At 47.4% G+C, this 15,833-nt stretch carries 13 protein-coding genes and 1 tRNA gene; 11 read left to right on the top strand and 3 right to left on the bottom strand.

Going from position 1 to position 15,833, the window contains the following annotated elements:
* The first annotated feature begins 239 nt into the window (after window positions 1-239).
* Window positions 240-950 (top strand): MBL fold metallo-hydrolase, encoded by a 711-nt coding sequence (locus ACIDITHRIX25_RS000000102045; RefSeq protein WP_052605713.1) that lies wholly within the window; start codon window positions 240-242, stop codon window positions 948-950.
* A 645-nt stretch (window positions 951-1,595) separates the two neighbouring features.
* Here ACIDITHRIX25_RS000000102045 and ACIDITHRIX25_RS000000102040 read toward each other — a convergent pair.
* A complete protein-coding gene (locus tag ACIDITHRIX25_RS000000102040; RefSeq protein ID WP_052605711.1) occupies window positions 1,596-2,837 on the bottom strand; it encodes an enolase C-terminal domain-like protein in 1,242 nt (413 codons plus the stop codon).
* A 599-nt stretch (window positions 2,838-3,436) separates the two neighbouring features.
* On the opposite strand from ACIDITHRIX25_RS000000102040, the gene ACIDITHRIX25_RS000000102035 reads away from it, so the two are divergent.
* The 4 genes from ACIDITHRIX25_RS000000102035 (at window position 3,437) to ACIDITHRIX25_RS000000102020 (ending at window position 7,558) form a co-directional block, all read left to right on the top strand.
* Window positions 3,437-4,264 (top strand): phosphate ABC transporter ATP-binding protein, encoded by an 828-nt coding sequence (locus tag ACIDITHRIX25_RS000000102035; RefSeq protein ID WP_082058651.1) that lies wholly within the window; start codon window positions 3,437-3,439, stop codon window positions 4,262-4,264.
* A 48-nt stretch (window positions 4,265-4,312) separates the two neighbouring features.
* On the top strand, window positions 4,313-5,494 hold the full coding sequence (gene pstS, locus ACIDITHRIX25_RS000000102030; RefSeq protein WP_201732062.1) for a phosphate ABC transporter substrate-binding protein PstS: 1,182 nt from the start codon (window positions 4,313-4,315) through the stop codon (window positions 5,492-5,494).
* 125 nt (window positions 5,495-5,619) lie between these two features.
* A complete protein-coding gene (gene pstC, locus ACIDITHRIX25_RS000000102025; RefSeq protein ID WP_082058647.1) occupies window positions 5,620-6,684 on the top strand; it encodes a phosphate ABC transporter permease subunit PstC in 1,065 nt (354 codons plus the stop codon).
* Window positions 6,685-6,688: 4 nt separating this feature from the next.
* Window positions 6,689-7,558 carry a PstA family ABC transporter permease gene (locus ACIDITHRIX25_RS000000102020; protein WP_052605709.1) on the top strand — a complete coding sequence of 290 codons (870 nt, stop codon included), beginning with the start codon at window positions 6,689-6,691 and terminating at the stop codon, window positions 7,556-7,558.
* Between the two features lie 171 nt (window positions 7,559-7,729).
* Here the strand turns inward: ACIDITHRIX25_RS000000102020 and ACIDITHRIX25_RS000000102015 are convergent, their stop codons facing one another.
* A complete protein-coding gene (locus ACIDITHRIX25_RS000000102015) occupies window positions 7,730-8,542 on the bottom strand; it encodes a flagellar brake protein (protein ID WP_052605708.1) in 813 nt (270 codons plus the stop codon).
* 304 nt (window positions 8,543-8,846) lie between these two features.
* On the opposite strand from ACIDITHRIX25_RS000000102015, the gene ACIDITHRIX25_RS000000102010 reads away from it, so the two are divergent.
* Window positions 8,847-9,416: a maleylpyruvate isomerase N-terminal domain-containing protein gene (locus ACIDITHRIX25_RS000000102010; protein ID WP_052605707.1), complete on the top strand. Its 570-nt coding sequence runs from the start codon at window positions 8,847-8,849 to the stop codon at window positions 9,414-9,416.
* Window positions 9,417-10,073: 657 nt separating this feature from the next.
* On the opposite strand, the gene ACIDITHRIX25_RS000000102005 is transcribed toward ACIDITHRIX25_RS000000102010, so the two are convergent.
* Window positions 10,074-10,156: transfer RNA gene (locus ACIDITHRIX25_RS000000102005), tRNA-Leu, on the bottom strand.
* 615 nt (window positions 10,157-10,771) lie between these two features.
* Between ACIDITHRIX25_RS000000102005 and fabD the strand changes: the two genes are divergently transcribed.
* From fabD to ACIDITHRIX25_RS000000101980, 5 genes are all read left to right on the top strand, one after another.
* Window positions 10,772-11,962, top strand: a complete 1,191-nt coding sequence (gene fabD / locus ACIDITHRIX25_RS000000102000) for an ACP S-malonyltransferase (RefSeq protein ID WP_268749156.1) — start codon at window positions 10,772-10,774, stop codon at window positions 11,960-11,962.
* A 2-nt stretch (window positions 11,963-11,964) separates the two neighbouring features.
* Entirely contained in the window at window positions 11,965-12,897 is a 933-nt protein-coding gene (locus ACIDITHRIX25_RS000000101995) for a beta-ketoacyl-ACP synthase III (protein ID WP_052605705.1), read from the top strand.
* Window positions 12,897-13,628 carry a 3-oxoacyl-ACP reductase FabG gene (fabG, locus tag ACIDITHRIX25_RS000000101990; protein ID WP_152626016.1) on the top strand — a complete coding sequence of 244 codons (732 nt, stop codon included), beginning with the start codon at window positions 12,897-12,899 and terminating at the stop codon, window positions 13,626-13,628. Before ACIDITHRIX25_RS000000101995 ends, fabG begins: the two co-directional genes overlap by 1 nt.
* Window positions 13,629-13,701: 73 nt before the next feature.
* A complete protein-coding gene (locus ACIDITHRIX25_RS000000101985) occupies window positions 13,702-13,995 on the top strand; it encodes an acyl carrier protein (RefSeq protein WP_283770449.1) in 294 nt (97 codons plus the stop codon).
* Window positions 13,992-15,200 (top strand): beta-ketoacyl-[acyl-carrier-protein] synthase family protein, encoded by a 1,209-nt coding sequence (locus ACIDITHRIX25_RS000000101980; protein ID WP_052605703.1) that lies wholly within the window; start codon window positions 13,992-13,994, stop codon window positions 15,198-15,200. The genes ACIDITHRIX25_RS000000101985 and ACIDITHRIX25_RS000000101980 overlap by 4 nt, the downstream gene beginning before the upstream one ends.
* Window positions 15,201-15,833 lie beyond the last annotated feature (633 nt).

Here is a 15,833-nt window from a genome sequence, read left to right as displayed (position 1 = left end):
CCGCCGAGATGTGACGCTAGATGGATCTAAGCACTGCAATTGTCGCATAAAAAAAAGAATTCAGTTCGATGAAACCAACAGATATCACATCCGTAGAACTTTATCAGAAGATGCCAGATTCAGCTTTGACCATCCGGCATAGTTGCAGTCCCAAATACATCAATCACTCAAAATTGAACGTGGCGTAGCTCATGTAAGCTTTCACCAAAGAAAGATCATCAAAAAAAGAAGATACAAAAATGGAACTTATACATGGAGCGCCACTGTGGCTGGCTGCAACCAACTTTTGGGTTATTCGATCCTCAACAAGCCAGAGGGAGTGCGTTCTAGTAGATGTTCCACCCGAGCCTGCAAAGGTAATCAAGTTCGTCAAAGACGCCAATCTCAAAGTAGTAGCCATCATAGCTACCCATGGCCATATCGACCACATTGGGGGAATTCCAACTGTTGTGGAGGAAAAAGAGTTCCTAGACGACTTGGATCATCAGAAAATCAGAGTGATAGCCCACAAAAATGACATAGAGTTAATCCGAGACCCGATAGGTTCATCAGCGATGCTTGGCCAAGCTCTTCTTCAAGCACGCCTGTCCACCAAAATTCCTGAATTGATCGAGTATCTAGACGACGATGTGACATTCTCTGGAGCTGGATTGTCTTTCGACGCCCTTCATACGCCTGGACACACACAAGGTTCGACGTGCTTTAAAGTCAAGGTTGAGGGTCTCCCGCCCCTCATATTCACCGGAGATCATCTCTTCGCGGGCTCAATTGGTAGAACTGACCTGCCAGGAGGTTCGCTCGATTCGCTAATGGAGTCTCTCGTGACCAAGATCCTGCCACTTTCAGACGATACCGTTGTGCTACCAGGCCATGGCCCCAGCACAACTATTGGCACAGAGCGCCTCACCAACCCTTATATCCAAGAGGCTATCCGCACTCATGGACGCTAGCAAAAATTAGTCTTCATGCCAAATGAATCTAAGTAAGCAGCTTGGCGCCTCTCTGAATTTAACGCCTTTGGCCGATTGACGTCGAAGAGACGCCAAGGACGATCTTCGCAATCCAGCTCTTGCAAGGTTGCTGATAGCTCGAAGATCATAATATCGACCCTTTGCGCTAAACCAATATTCAAAAACACTTTTACGTGAACCGCTCTACCATTGCGCTTAAAGACGACTCGGTTAGTCCACATAAGGGGTCATACGCGGCATGAGCTATCCTAATTGACGACATACATCTCAGGCGACATAAAGCTATTGGACTATTTAATTTTGGCCTAGAGCGCTTGGCGTTCCCAACGAAATCGCGATCTAGGAACTCGATCATTCGAGCGAACCCTAGTTTTCAGATGACAGACCTTGAATAAAAGGCCACAATGACTAGTAAAGAGTTTTGGAATACTCAACTGGGGCTCGATTAACATCTATTGGGATCCGCCAACGCAGAACTTGTTCAAGATCAATACGAAGGTTTTCCCGTCCGCCGAACGTCCAAACCCAACGGGCTGTATTTGATATCGCAGACTTTAATTTTATCGACTCCAAAAGAAGCACAAGACTATGGTGGAATTATCTTTATGCGGATGGCGCATCAACTCAAACAAATAAAAGAGACGTTGAAATACCGATTTGATCTTCATTTGGTAGAAATATGCCACAAAGACCCACTCCACCTGGGAGCGTTAGTCTCCCATCATCCATTCGAAGAGCACTTGGAAGCAATTCGCAATCAAAGTAATCACCGTCGGCGCCTAAGTCGCTCGCCTCAGTCGGCCTTAGAACTCGAATCAAATTCCCATTCAAACGACGAAGTATCGGACTATCGTACATACCCCCGATGTAGAAATTCTTACCAGCCAGAGCTAGCGCATTTGCCGACCTCACAACCTCAAGTATTGATCCCATTCGATCGAGCTTGAGTACCCCGATGTCAAAGTTAACGAGTTTGATATAGTCGCTGACCACAGGAAGCGAAGTCAAACAACCATCCAAGGCGACCCTTCCGCTCTTATTGGAGAGAGAGTCGGCAAGGTTGCTTAGAGAATCAAACTCATAGGGATCCTCAACGTAGGAAAAGCCGATATCGTAGATACTCTCCAGCAGAAATGGCTGGCGTAAACTACAGTTGGCATCAACCGATAGTTCTACAAAACCTTGATTGAGTTCACAAACCTTAGCAAGTGACCCCAATATCGATCCACCCTTGGATCCGTCAACCTTGACTTTGATTCGACGAAACCCTGACTCGATCAAAGCTAGATACTGGGAGTAGTCATAGGAATCATCCGCCTCGGCACCCTCCAGCCCAGATAGGGGCAGAAAACCAAGCGAGCCACCCTGGGGCTCCAGTTCAAAGTCCAAAAGGTCTCCGGAACGATCCACAAGAGCCCCGGCACCGACTCCATATTCAACCTCGCCATGATTCAAATATTGCGCGATAGTCTCAAGTGGACCAATACTATTTTGACGGGCATAAAGATCCAAAAGCGCCATCTCAATTGCGGCTATAGCGGGTCTGTTGCCTCTATAACTCTGCAGCAACCTACCTATAAAGTCGCCGACTGGAATAGTAATCTCCTTAGAGTTCGATTCGTAATAGCCCTTTGCCATCTCCAGAAACAACTCCACAGCCACAAATGCCCCATTGGTGAAGTCTGGGCCATAGCTGGGAAGTGCCAATGTTGGAGCTTCACCAAATCCGAGATGGCCACCGCCTTCCAAAGTCAGGATAACCCCCGATTTAAAGTTATCCCGATGGAGCGAAGAGCGGAGTTCTCTGTTGAATGGGATTTTGATGGTTACAACATCGGCATTTCGGACATTTACGTTTAGATCCATAAGATAACGATAGCCCTATATGAGGCGACAACCAAGGCCGCAATGATTGTCCAAAATTGTGATCATATTGGCTGATCACTTTGCGTGGATGATCATTTGGGTTACATACTGCTCTTATGCGAAAAATGGCTCATGTTAATAACCTGATTAATTCCAATCCTAACAGATCTCAGTGAAATACTCATCGATACGCGAATTCGCCTTCATCTATACTCAGCCCACTTACAAGCAAAAGAATACATTTCAAAATCATCAATCGTACTCATTTAAGATACAACCGTCCTATTAATACTAAAAAAGAGCCTCAAAATCCGATAATCCTGACAAAGGTTTCAGAAATTATCATTAATATCTCCCAGCGAAGTTAACCTACAATAGCAATTACTAAATACCTGTTCGTGATCTATTTATGGCTCTTTCATCCAACTTAGATTCCATCAGCATTACTAGAAAAGACCATAGGAGCTATCAATATTGCACATTAATAAATCCAAATAATCGTCCATGTTTACCCGGCGTTAACATTGCCTCGTTAAGTTCATAACCAAGGTTCGAAGAAATACTTGGAAACCAAATGGCATCACCTTGGTGAGGGGCAAATGAAAGACTTGGTTATAGACCGCGAAGAGGATCCGGGCAATAAGACCTCTCAAAGGACAGATGTCAGTACGTCGAGAACAATTCTCAACGTCCGACATCTTGATATTGGTTTCGGAGACAAGCATGTCATCCAAGATGTAAATTTAGCGATGCCTACAGGGTCAATCGTTTCCCTAATTGGACCAACAGGGTCAGGCAAAACTACGTTTTTACGAAGTGTAAACAGACTAAACGACAAAGTATCGGGCTTTTGGACCAAAGGCAGCATCAATCTCCTTGACCAAGAGGTCCTCTCCAAGGAGATCGACCTTCTAGAGTTACGCCGCCAAGTAGGAATGCTTTTTCAACGACCAAATCCTTTTCCAATGTCAATCAAGGATAACGTACTTGCCGGAATCAAAGCCCACAAAATGGCTCCGCGCGCTGCATACAAAGAGATCGTTCAAGACGCCCTTGAAAAGGTCGGCCTTTGGAAAGCCGTATATGATCGCTTGGATGATTCCCCTTTCAGACTCTCTGGAGGACAACAACAATTATTGTGCTTGGCAAGAAGTCTTGCCGTGCAACCAAAAGTCCTGCTGCTAGACGAACCCACGTCTGCGCTTGACCCGATCTCTGTGGAAGCCGTAGAAAATCTATTTTCCAAGCTCGTCCCAGAGATCACCTTCATCGTTGTGACACATTCCTTGGCTCAAGCCAAACGAATCTCTGATTACACGATGTTCTTTTTCGACGGAAAGTTAATGGAATCTGGAGTGACTTCGGAGATATTCGAAAACCCTCAGATGCCAGAGACCCAATTTTACATCTCCGGACGTATCGGGTAAACAAAAACGTCGATCTAGACAAAAACCACTCTATTGAAAGGAAACGGCATGTTGCCGAAAAAACCTCTATTACTCGCTGGCATCTTTCTGTCAGGCGGGTTGGTCGCATCAGCTTGCGGTAGCTCCTCGTCATCGTCGTCAAACTCGTCGAGCGTTACCACAGCAGCAGCTACGACCGCCGCCCCGTCAGCCTCAACAACTACTGCACCGAACTTTGCATCAGGAGAAAATCCACCGACTGCAAAGGTTGCAATACAAGAGACCGGTTCCACTCTACTTTATCCACTCTTTAACCTTTGGGCACCCGACTATCAAAAGCAATTTCCTAACATTACAATAACTACTGCGGGAACGGGATCTGGGACCGGAATAGCAGATGCTGCTTCAGCCACTGTCGACATAGGTGCCTCGGATGCATATCTCTCCTCCACCCAAACTACCAAGAGTCCAACACTGGTAAATATCCCCCTAGCTATCTCGGCTCAGGAGATCGTCTACAACATCCCTGGAGTAACGACACAACTTGATCTAAGCGGATCGGTCATTTCAAAGATCTATCAGGGCAAGATTCAATATTGGGACGACCCGGCCATCAAAGCCCTAAATCCCTCGGCGACATTGCCACACCTAGCAATCATCCCCGTTCACAGAATTGATGGCTCAGGTGATACCTTCATATTTACGCAATATCTCTCAGCTGTCGATCCAAGCGGATGGGGAAGTAGCGTATCCTATGGAACCACGGTGCCATGGCCAGCCGTATCGACTGCTCTATCAGCAAATGGGAACGGTGGAATGGTGACCACATGCGGCGCCACTAAGGGTTGCATTGCATATGTCGGTGTTAGCTTTGCATCGTCTGCTCAGAAAGCCAACCTTACCATGGCAGCCATTTCAAATGCCGCCGGAAAATATGTAGTCCCAACCCCAACTTCCATTCAAGCTGAAGCCCAAAGCTTCATCGCCAAGGTGCCTAGCAACGAAGCGATCTCGCTTATTTACGGCCCAGGGACAGCGTCTTATCCGATAATCAACTTTGAATACGCGATAGTAAATACAGCACAAACCGATGCGAACAAAGCAGCCACCATCAGATCCGTACTTACCTGGGCGATCGATCCAAGTCATGGGAATGCCGCCTCGTATCTAAGCCAGGTCAATTTCCAACCTCTGCCATCGTCCGTAGCTGCTCTTTCTCTTGCGCAAATTAACAAGATCCAAGCTGGCTAAAAAATAATCCGCTAGAAATCATTCGAATATTTCCAAGCGGCTGTACAAAACAAACGACCTGACTTCCATGTCAGGTCGTTTGTCGAAGAATTAAATACAATCCACCAATTAGACGAGGACTACAAATGGCCACATCTGTTGTTGAAGACGCTTTGGCAAATTCACCCGACGATCACGGAAAATTCATTCCGGCTAAGTTGGGGCGATGGAGTCCGATTACGGTCATTAGTGCACTATCTACCTGCGTACCACTTTTGGTTTTAATTGGGATTTTAACGATTCTCTTCAAGAAGGCATACCCGGCGATCAAGTACAACGGTGGCGGCTTTCTGATTGGTCGCAATTGGCGACCTGGTAACTTCTATGCAAATCCAGTGACTACTAATGGGGTTCAACACCCGTTACTTGCAAGTTATGGTGCGCTTCCTTTGATTATTGGTACCCTCGAATCGTCAGTAATAGCCCTGATCTTCGCCATCCCCTTGTCTGTTGGCGCTGCGGTCATTGTGGCCAAAAAGCTTCACCCAAGACTTAGAGGATTTGTCGGAGCATTCCTCGAGCTTCTCGCAGGCATTCCAAGTGTAGTTTTTGGACTGTGGGGTGCCTTAACTCTCGGTCCTCTACTTTCGCGTGACATCTATCCAGTCATCGCGTCCCACGCCCCCAATATCTTCATACTAAAATACTTCAGAGGTAGCACTGGCGCCGGTGAGGGGCTTTTGACATCATCTTTAATTTTAGGAATAATGATTATTCCTATTATCGCATCGACTACCAGAGATTTGATAGCTCAAGTTCCCAGGCTCGCCGAAGAAGGTGCATTTGCCCTTGGCATGACGGAGTGGGAAGTAACAAGAAAAGTTACCTTTCCTTGGATATCCGCCGGTGTTATCGGCGCTACCGTTTTGGGCTTTGCGAGAGCCCTTGGAGAGACCATGGCGGTAGCTATGGTCTCAGGAGTGGTGCTAGGTTCGTATCCCACGAATATCTACGGCACGTTCACGACCATCGCGGCCACAATTGTAAGTCAGCTTGACTCAGCCCTGACCGACGCAACCGGACTAGCGGTTGAGACATTGGCCGAGGCGGCATTAATTCTGATGCTCATAACACTTCTTGCCAATGTAGGCGCACGCCTACTCGTGAGGCGAGTCGCATCAACGTCGCTACCGATTGGAAGAGGAGTCTAAAAAATTGAGCCAGGATACTTCACGCCACAGTGGAAATCGCAAACTTATCAACCTGGCGGTCATAGTCTTATGTTCTATCGCGCTTGTCTTGGTGATTGCACCTTCGATTTGGATCGTCCTTCAGGTGATCATTCGTGCACTACCACACTTCTCATGGAGCGTCATAACGCAAAACGGGGTAGGTTTGGGAGGCGGCCTAAAGAATGAAATCGTTGGAACGGCTACCATTACCACTGGGGTGATGGTGGTCGCTGGCTCAATTGGAATCCTCTCTGGTATCTATCTCTCACAATTTGCAAAAGGTCGAACCGCTGTAATTCTACGTTCGTCATCTGAAGTTTTAGCTGGAATACCCTCGATCGTCATTGGCTACATTGGATACACGGCCCTAGTGGTTGGACTTCACTGGGGCTTTTCCCTAGGAGCTGGACTATTGACACTTTCGGCAATGGTCGTACCATATATCGCCAAGACGACTGAGGTAGCGCTGCGTCAGGTCCCGACAGCCTACATAGAAGGTGCAGAAGCCCTAGGATTCAAACCGACTCGAATCCTAACAAGAATTTCACTCAAAACTGCCCTTCCAGGGATTGCAACTGGTCTGATAGTCGCTCTAGCAATTTCAATTGGAGAGACGGCTCCCCTTCTGTACACAGCCGGATACTCACAAAATCTACCAAAGCTAGCCCTCACCCACTCTCCTCTGGGATATTTAACCTATGCAGTGTGGACCTTCTACAACCAACCAACCGTAGCGGCCCAAAGGCTCTCTTTCGACGCGGCAATGTTACTTGTGATCTTCGTCCTTGCTTTAATCGCGATATCTCGACTGATTGTCGCTTTTACTCAACGCCATTCTGAGGCAAAAAGGTAGTCACGTCATCTCTTATTTGGCGACAACTAGCAAGACCCGGACCATACCCTTTGGGCTTTGTTATATTTATTTGCTCGCTCAGTTGGCCATGTTGCAAACTATTCATCGGACCATTCGTCAGGCTCCAATCGACAAGACTCTTTTGGTGAAGATCAAAGCCATGGTGCTAAGTCAATTGAACACGGAAAAACGATTGAACGCTCCAAATACTGTCTTATTGAAGTCACGATAATCAGTCGATACAGCTATCGAAGAGAGTGTCCCCTCTTTGAAGATATCCCAATATTCGTCCTCTTCAGGATTAGAGTTACTGGGGGTCGACCCGCCATCATTGTCAGAGAAGCTAGCTCGTTTGCCAAGTTGAGGATTCTGGGCAACTTGAGTTCTAAAGACATATCTGCAAATCTTGGAGGCATTTGAGTCAGAGATGCTGTCAAATTCAAAACCATAAGTTTGATCAGGAAAACGACTTTTCAGACGTCCGTACACCGTTAGAGTAGTTCCTTCAATTAAAAAAGAAATCCTAATTCGCTCGTTATCCCGTATCCCATGAGACGTCTTAATCCGCATCCCACCTTGTGAAATATCAATAGCCACAGCCGTAAAATTAGCGATAGCTCTATCATCTTCTAGAACAAATATCGAAACTCCAAGGACAGTTGAGACTCGAACGAACTCTCGCCGCTGAAGAACAGCGCCCGGATTCAAAAGCCGCACCGAAAGAAGTTTTGGAGATGGATCTTCATTATTTTCCACCACAAATGGTGCTCCAAAGAGGCCAAAACGAACCTTACGATAGAGCACCCCTTTGGAATTTAGACGAAAGCTCTTGGGCGTCTCAAGTATCAACCGGGCCACTCGATCTGACATGTACAACAACGTCGCCGGCAAAGCCGAAGCGGGTACCGAAAAAGCTCCCTCTAAAGACTGAGGCGTTGTCGACGCATCCAGAAAGATTCTGGTTCCCTCTCTAAGCAAAGTCACACTATCTCTCCAACAGATTAAGACGAAGTTCGATGTCTTGCTATCCACTGTCCTACGTGCATCGCATCACCATCACTATCGACACCAAGCACAAAAAGCTTAAACCGATCTAACACGAAAACAATTGGCAAATGCGCTGACAGATATATCTACACAGCAAATGTAGTGATATAAGTCGGCATCAGCTCAACATTCATAAGGAAACCCTATGAAACAAATATTCGACCAATGTTTTAAAGGCTACGGATAATTACTAAAAAATCTAGGCAATTCCATCACGGACTATGAATGGTAAAATTACTCCATGGAACCAAATCGAATACTAGTGCTCGCAACTGAAGCATTTAGGGAGCGGCTTTTAACCATCGAAGATGTCGACCTTACCAACCCGACACCGTGGCCGGGCTGGAACGTTCAAGACCTACTGATACACGTTACCCAAGGGTCAAGAATTGCGGCGTACCTAGCTCAAGGTGCTTCAAATCAAAAGGTAGAGGCATTACCCACCTTGCCCACCATCACCGATGATCTATTCCTGGAGTGTCTCGAATCTCTCGATGAACAACGAGAGTCCCTCGAAGAATGCTGGCCTCAAGACAGAGTAGTTGAGCATCCCGAAGGGGATATTTCGATCGAAACTTTAATCTTATTGAGGTCTTGCGACCTAACAATTCACGCCTGGGATCTAGCTCGAACACTTAGGACCTATGAGGATCTCAACCAAGAACTAACCGATTGCGTCTACGAATCTTCACTATTCATAAAAAACGAACTCAAACGAACAGGCTGCTTCGGGCCTAACCAAATCGCTGAGATAGACAGCTCAAAGAGATCACTCGAACGCCTCCTTGAACTTTCAGGTAGAAATCCCTAGCCGTCTGCGACCGCGGAATATAGATCAAGTACAACCGAAGAGCTATTGTTCCGACTGTAAGCAGCAACAGGGTCTGGATCCAGAAGGCGCGACGCATGCATCAATCTAACTAATAAGGGCCAAATACCAAATAATTATGGCAATCGATCTCCAAAGTCGGCTCCAAGCGAAATTTACACTCGCCACTTCAGCTAATTCTTTGATCCGATCACAGATGCTCCATAATCGGTTATTGTACGCTTTCACACACCTGTGTTATTAGGGCGACTTCTGAATTGAACAGTAGTAAGGCCAACGGGCACATCACCACAATAGGAAAGTCGCAATAAAAGCGTGACAGTCCTTTCTAGCCACAGTCCGGGCTAAACACAGTTCCAATCGGAAATGAGTTACTAAGGATGCTGATTATCGCTCAAAGAAAGACCTATCTCTCTTTGTCAATAGAGCATGTACTGTGTGGAAGAATAAAATATGATCGTAACCATTTCGGGCCTTGGGCGACCGACTTGCTCGGATAACCGATTACAAATGCGGAAACAGAGATCCAACTACAATTTGCGTTCAAATAATCGGCTGGCTTATCAGCATATCGCGTGCCGTGCGCCATGCACGATTGCAAATAGCTTCCAAATCGTTTGCACCAAACCATATCGTGAGTACCCGGAGCGGGATTCGAACCCGCACGCCCTTGCGAGCAAAGGATTTTGAGTCCTTCGTGTCTACCATTCCACCACCCGGGCAAAGTGTAACAAATATCTTACAGGTGCTTGCCCACCAAAGTACGTCTCAAATTAAAAAAACCACTTCATTGACTAAAAAGACCTTGAATCACTTGATCCAAAAAACGACCACTAAAAGAATTTCGAAGCATACATCTGCTTTTACCGGTTGATCCTTGATGCTAATTCCATCAATTTGTAACCTTTGTGTCTTCTTCGGAGTCTATATATGTATGCATTTGAAAGAATTGGTCAAATGTATAAGGTTTAAATTCGAAGAGAGCCCACCAAATGGGCGTAACTCAACTAACAAAGAGATTGCTTCGCCCAAATACAGATGGGTGAGCACCGAGACAAGGACGAAGAATAACTCGATAATTTAATTTCACCCAATGTTGCAGCCGAGCCGCAAACGTGGCAGTCGCTCTGATCAAAAGCATCGAAGGCTAACTCACAGAGGCTCAAGTCGTTTGTATAACTTTGCTAGACGCCTTGGCTCCCATAACATATTATCAACAAACTGTCAAGGCATCTAGGCAATAAAAATCAAGTTACCGATGGTACTAAAGCAGCAACGCCTAGAATTAATAGGAATATGTTTCACGAAATTAAACGTGCAGCAATGAAAGGCACCAAGTGATAGCGTTCACTTTTCCAGGACAAGGTTCCCAAAAACCTGGCATGGGAGCTCCGTGGGTTGACCATCCTTCATGGGAGGTCGTGGCCGATGCGTCTGAAGCAACCAATCGAGATATAGCCTCGTTACTTTTGTACGCTGACCAGCAGACGCTTGCTCAAACTCGCAACACTCAACTCGTCACCTATACAATGTCGATGCTTGTGCTTGATGCTATCGAGAGAACCGGAGTCACTCCTTCAATTTGCGCCGGTCACTCACTAGGAGAATACTGCGCACTTGTCGCCGCAGGTGCCCTTCCATTTGACACGGGTGCAAAACTGGTCGGCGAGCGAGCCGAAGCCATGCAAAATGCAGCTGAAGAGAATCCGGGTGCAATGGCAGCACTTTTAGGAATCGATGACGACGGCGCAGAAAAGGCATGCGATGCAGCCGGAGGCGAAGTTTGGGTAGCCAACTACAACGCTCCAGGCCAAGTCGTACTCTCTGGAAGGCGCGACGCCCTCGAACGTGCCATCGATATTGCACGTGAAATTGGCGCCAAAAAAGCCTTAGTTCTACCTGTAAATGGTGCCTTTCATACCCCATATATGGAGCACGCGAGACAACGTCTTCGCAGAGCACTTTTAGATTCCCGTTTCTACGACGCCGAAGTACCCGTAGTCGCCAATGTCGATGCGTTTCCGTATCGACGTGCAGCAGACTGGATACGGCTTCTCGCGCAACAACTAACATCGCCTGTTATGTGGACTAGGTCACTAGCCAAACTTCGAGACCTAGGTACAACGTTGCTTGTTGAAATTGGTCCAGGTAACGTATTGACTGGCCTTGCTAAACGAGCCGCTCCAGACGTAACTGGCATCTCGGTTCAGACCCCTAACGACCTCGATAAATTGATCATGGCAGTCGAGGCAAACGCTCGCACCGCAGTACCTAACGAGATGGTATTAGGCGAACATCTTTATGCATCTGAACGAATAGTTGTCTCTCCTAACGCAGGAGTATTTTCACTGTCTCACGAGATTGGACTCAAAGATCGAGTCTCAGTTGGAAATAGCCTCGGAGAGGTAAACAGCGAGGCCGTTAGATCGCCATTTACCGGCATTCTAAGCGGATATCTCGCCTCAGATGGTGAAAGAGTAACTACAGGACAGCCAATCGCTTGGCTACGAACCGCATTGGATAACTAAACGTGTTTTATGGATCAAAGATTGTAGGGTGGGGTTCTGCGCTTCCCGACACCGTCGTGACAAACGCCGACTTTGAGGCTCGCCTCGAAACCAACGATGCTTGGATAACCGAACGAACGGGCATCAAAGAGCGTCGATTTGGAGGCACCACATCCTCGCTCGCAATCGAAGCTTCACAGAAAGCATTGGCGAATGCCGGACTAGAACCTAAAGATATCGATCTTTTGATTCTTTCTACGACAACCCCGGAGCAGACTATTCCTGCGACCTCAGCGACAGTGCAAGCAGAGCTCGGCCTCAATTGCGGAGCCTTTGATGTCAACGCGGCATGCGCGGGCTTTGTCTATGCTATGGTCCTAGCCAACTCAATGATTGCAACTGGAGTCAAGCGGATTCTTGTCGTTGGATCGGATACCCTGAGTCGAATAACAGACCAGGAAGACCGCTCAACAGCAGTACTCTTTGCGGACGGCGCTGGCGCTGTAATCATGGAGCGTACAGAGTTACAAGACAATGCCTTTTTGGGATGGGACTTAGGTGTCGATGGAAGTCTCGTGCCTATCCTTTACTGTGATCACGGCGGATACATGAAGATGGAAGGGCGTGAAGTCTACAAGAAGGCAGTTCTAGCCATGGTTGCGTCTTCCAAGCAAGCCTTGGAGCGTGCAGGAATCGCAGCCTCAGATGTATCCCTCGTCGTACCTCATCAAGCAAACCTGCGAATCATAGAAGCGGCAACCAATCGCCTCGGAATCCCGATTGAAAAAACCGCGATAGTTTTAGATAAAACTGGCAATACCTCCTCCGGTAGCATTCCATTAGCCTTGGTTGCAGCCGCTGAGATGGGACGACTTCAAAATGGTGACCATGTTCTCTTCTGCGGCTTTGGAGCCGGAATGACCTGGGCTGCAGCAGTGATACGGTGGGTGGTTTAGTGCAAGAGTCAAGGTGTGTATTTATCACCGGTGGCGCAACTGGAATTGGAGCAGCCACCTCTGAGGTACTTCTTGAGAGAGGATACAAGGTAGCGGTCACCTATCGATCTCGCCACAGTAGTGAAAATCTAACCAAATACGGAGATCGATTCATGGAGGTCTCCTGCGACGTCTCAGATAGCGACTCTATAGATTCCGCTATCGATCAAGTTGAAGCCAAATTCGGTAAGATCGAGATTCTAATCGTAAATGCAGGTATCACAGAAGACACTCTCTTACTTAGGATGTCCCACGACGCATGGGATTCTGTAATCGAAACCAACCTGACCGGAGCCTTTAGACTCACGAAAAAAGTTCTACCATCGATGGTTCGAGCCAGATTTGGTAGAATTGTTTTTGTCTCATCGGTAATCGCAGGGATGGGGGGACCTGGTCAAGCCAACTATGCCGCATCAAAAGCAGGTCTGAGCGGCTTTGCTAGATCTCTAGCTCGAGAAGTGGCAAGCAGAAATATTACGGCCAATGTCATTGCGCCCGGCGCCGTTGCTACGGCAATGACAGCCAATCTGAGCCAAAAGCGCATGGATGAGATGACTTCATCAATTCCAATGCAAAGAGTTGCGGAGCCTTCGGACATATCAGGAGCCATAGCGTTTCTCGTATCGGAAGAAGCTGCGTACATTACCGGGGTGATATTGCCTGTTGACGGAGGACTATCGATGGGCTTTTAGTCCATCGCCGCCAGATCCGCTATCATTTATCGGAAGGAATGCCACTACCTTGGCATAAAAAGGGATAAGCCAGATGGCGGATTCTCATGGGAAACAACAACAACAAAAGAAGGAAGTTGCGAAGATGGACGACGCTAAGGCTTTTGAGCAGTTCAAGGAGTGCGCAGTCAAGGTTCTCGGCGTAAGCCCAGACAAAGTAGTCATGGAAGCAAATTTTGCTGAGGACCTAGACGCTGACAGTCTTGATATCGTAGAGTTGGTTATGGAGTTGGAAGATTCTTTTTCCATAAAGGTGGAGGAGTCTGAACTCGAAGGTGTCGACACAGTTGGTGGCGCCTTCAATTTAGTAAAAGGCAAAATTGCATGAAGATAGCGTGGACACAAGCCGGTCAAAGCATTGAAGCGCCATACCAGGTCGCAATCACTGGTGTTGGCGTCGTGTCCTCAGTCGGTACTGGCAAGGAGGCATTCTGGAATGGAATCAACCAACCCGAATACTCCGGTTCACGACTGATTCCCGATTTCGATCCATCTGTTTATATGGGTGTTAAAGACGCACGTCGTGCCGATAGATACAACCAGATGGGACTCGCTGCTTCGATACTAGCAATGCAAGACACGGGTTCTCTAGAGGTCGACCCGGCCAGAGCTGGCGTATGGATGGGAACCGGCGTAGGAGGGCTCACCACCCTCGAGGCGCAGATAGTTATCTGCCACACTCGCGGAGCAGACAGGGTAACACCTTTCCTAGTTCCAATGATGATGGCAAATTCCAATGCGGCAACCATTTCGATGAAGTTTGGATTTACAAACACCTGTCAAACAACCGCAACTGCGTGTGCGGCTGGAACCCAGGCAATTGGCAATGCTGCTAGGGAGATTGCGACCGGACGTGCAACCGTCATGCTGGCTGGTGGCGCTGAAGTTGCAAGTACACCAACTGCTGTTGCTGGCTTCGCAAATATGACTGCGGCCTCCTCAAGTGGAATATCTAGGCCCTTCGACACCGAGCGTGATGGCTTTTTGATGGCCGAAGGCGCTGGGGTTGTGGTCTTGGAAGAGCTTGGTCACGCAATTGCCCGTGGTGCTCATATCTATGGAATCGTATCTGGATATGGTTCAAATGCGGATGCCCACCATATTACCGCTCCCGCTCCCCATGGAGTTGGCGCGGCCGGATGCATGGAGCTCGCCCTAGCTGATGCGGGGCTAGCTCCTGAGCAAATTGGCCACGTGAATGCTCACGGCACCTCAACTCAGTTGAATGACCGTGGCGAAGCCGAAGCAATTGCAAAGGTCTTTGGACAATCTCGACCGCCAGTCACCTCCATCAAAGGTGCGCTGGGCCACTCACTTGGTGCCGCTGGTGCAATTGAAGCCATCGCTTCATGTCTCACCTTTGAGCACGGGATGATTCCACCAACGGCAAATACTAAAAATGTTGACCCTGAAATCGATATTGATGTCGTGATTGGGAGTGCACGGAGTCTGCCAGACGGGGCAATCATTTCAAACTCATTTGGCTTTGGCGGCCATAACGGCAGCTTGATCTTTTCGAAATATGAAGGATAGCTCGTAGCTAGAATCACAATAACTCCGTAATAACAAGTCTGATGATTTTGATTACCTGCTTTCAGGCCAAAACCCCATAGAGAAACTCTCATTTATGGGGTTTTGGCCTTTAACCGCGGCAGTAGTAGCTATAAAATTTCGCTAAACTCGCTACTTTCGCGATCAACTACTACTTACTCCACGGCGATTCCGGAGCTTTCAAGCGCAAATAAACATCTCAATATGACAAGTGCCCAAAGAGGACGATCGATAAAACCACCTCGATAAAAAATTCGGGCTTATCATTAATCGATCTATCATCAATGTCAATTTTTAATGAGCATTAGAAGACTTACCGATTTGAGTCATGCGCACGCAATCAAAAATAACTACTGACCCAAATAGTGCAATCAAATGGTCAGTAGAAGTCAAACCATCCATGAAGACAAGTGATCAACTCTGCTTATCCAGTTACATTTTTGCCTTGAGCCATTTTGGGTATCAATCTCGATGTGACGACAGCAATCAAAAGGTAAACGAATCCAAGATAAAGATGGCGGAATCACTCGATTTGAGCAAAATTAAACAAAACTGAGCAACTCAGTTAGATAGCACTGCGGTACGAGGCGACACCCAACAAGAACTCCGAGATAG

It is taken from the genome of Acidithrix sp. C25 (assembly GCF_904848545.2).
This window is presented reverse-complemented; position numbering and strand designations above follow the sequence as displayed.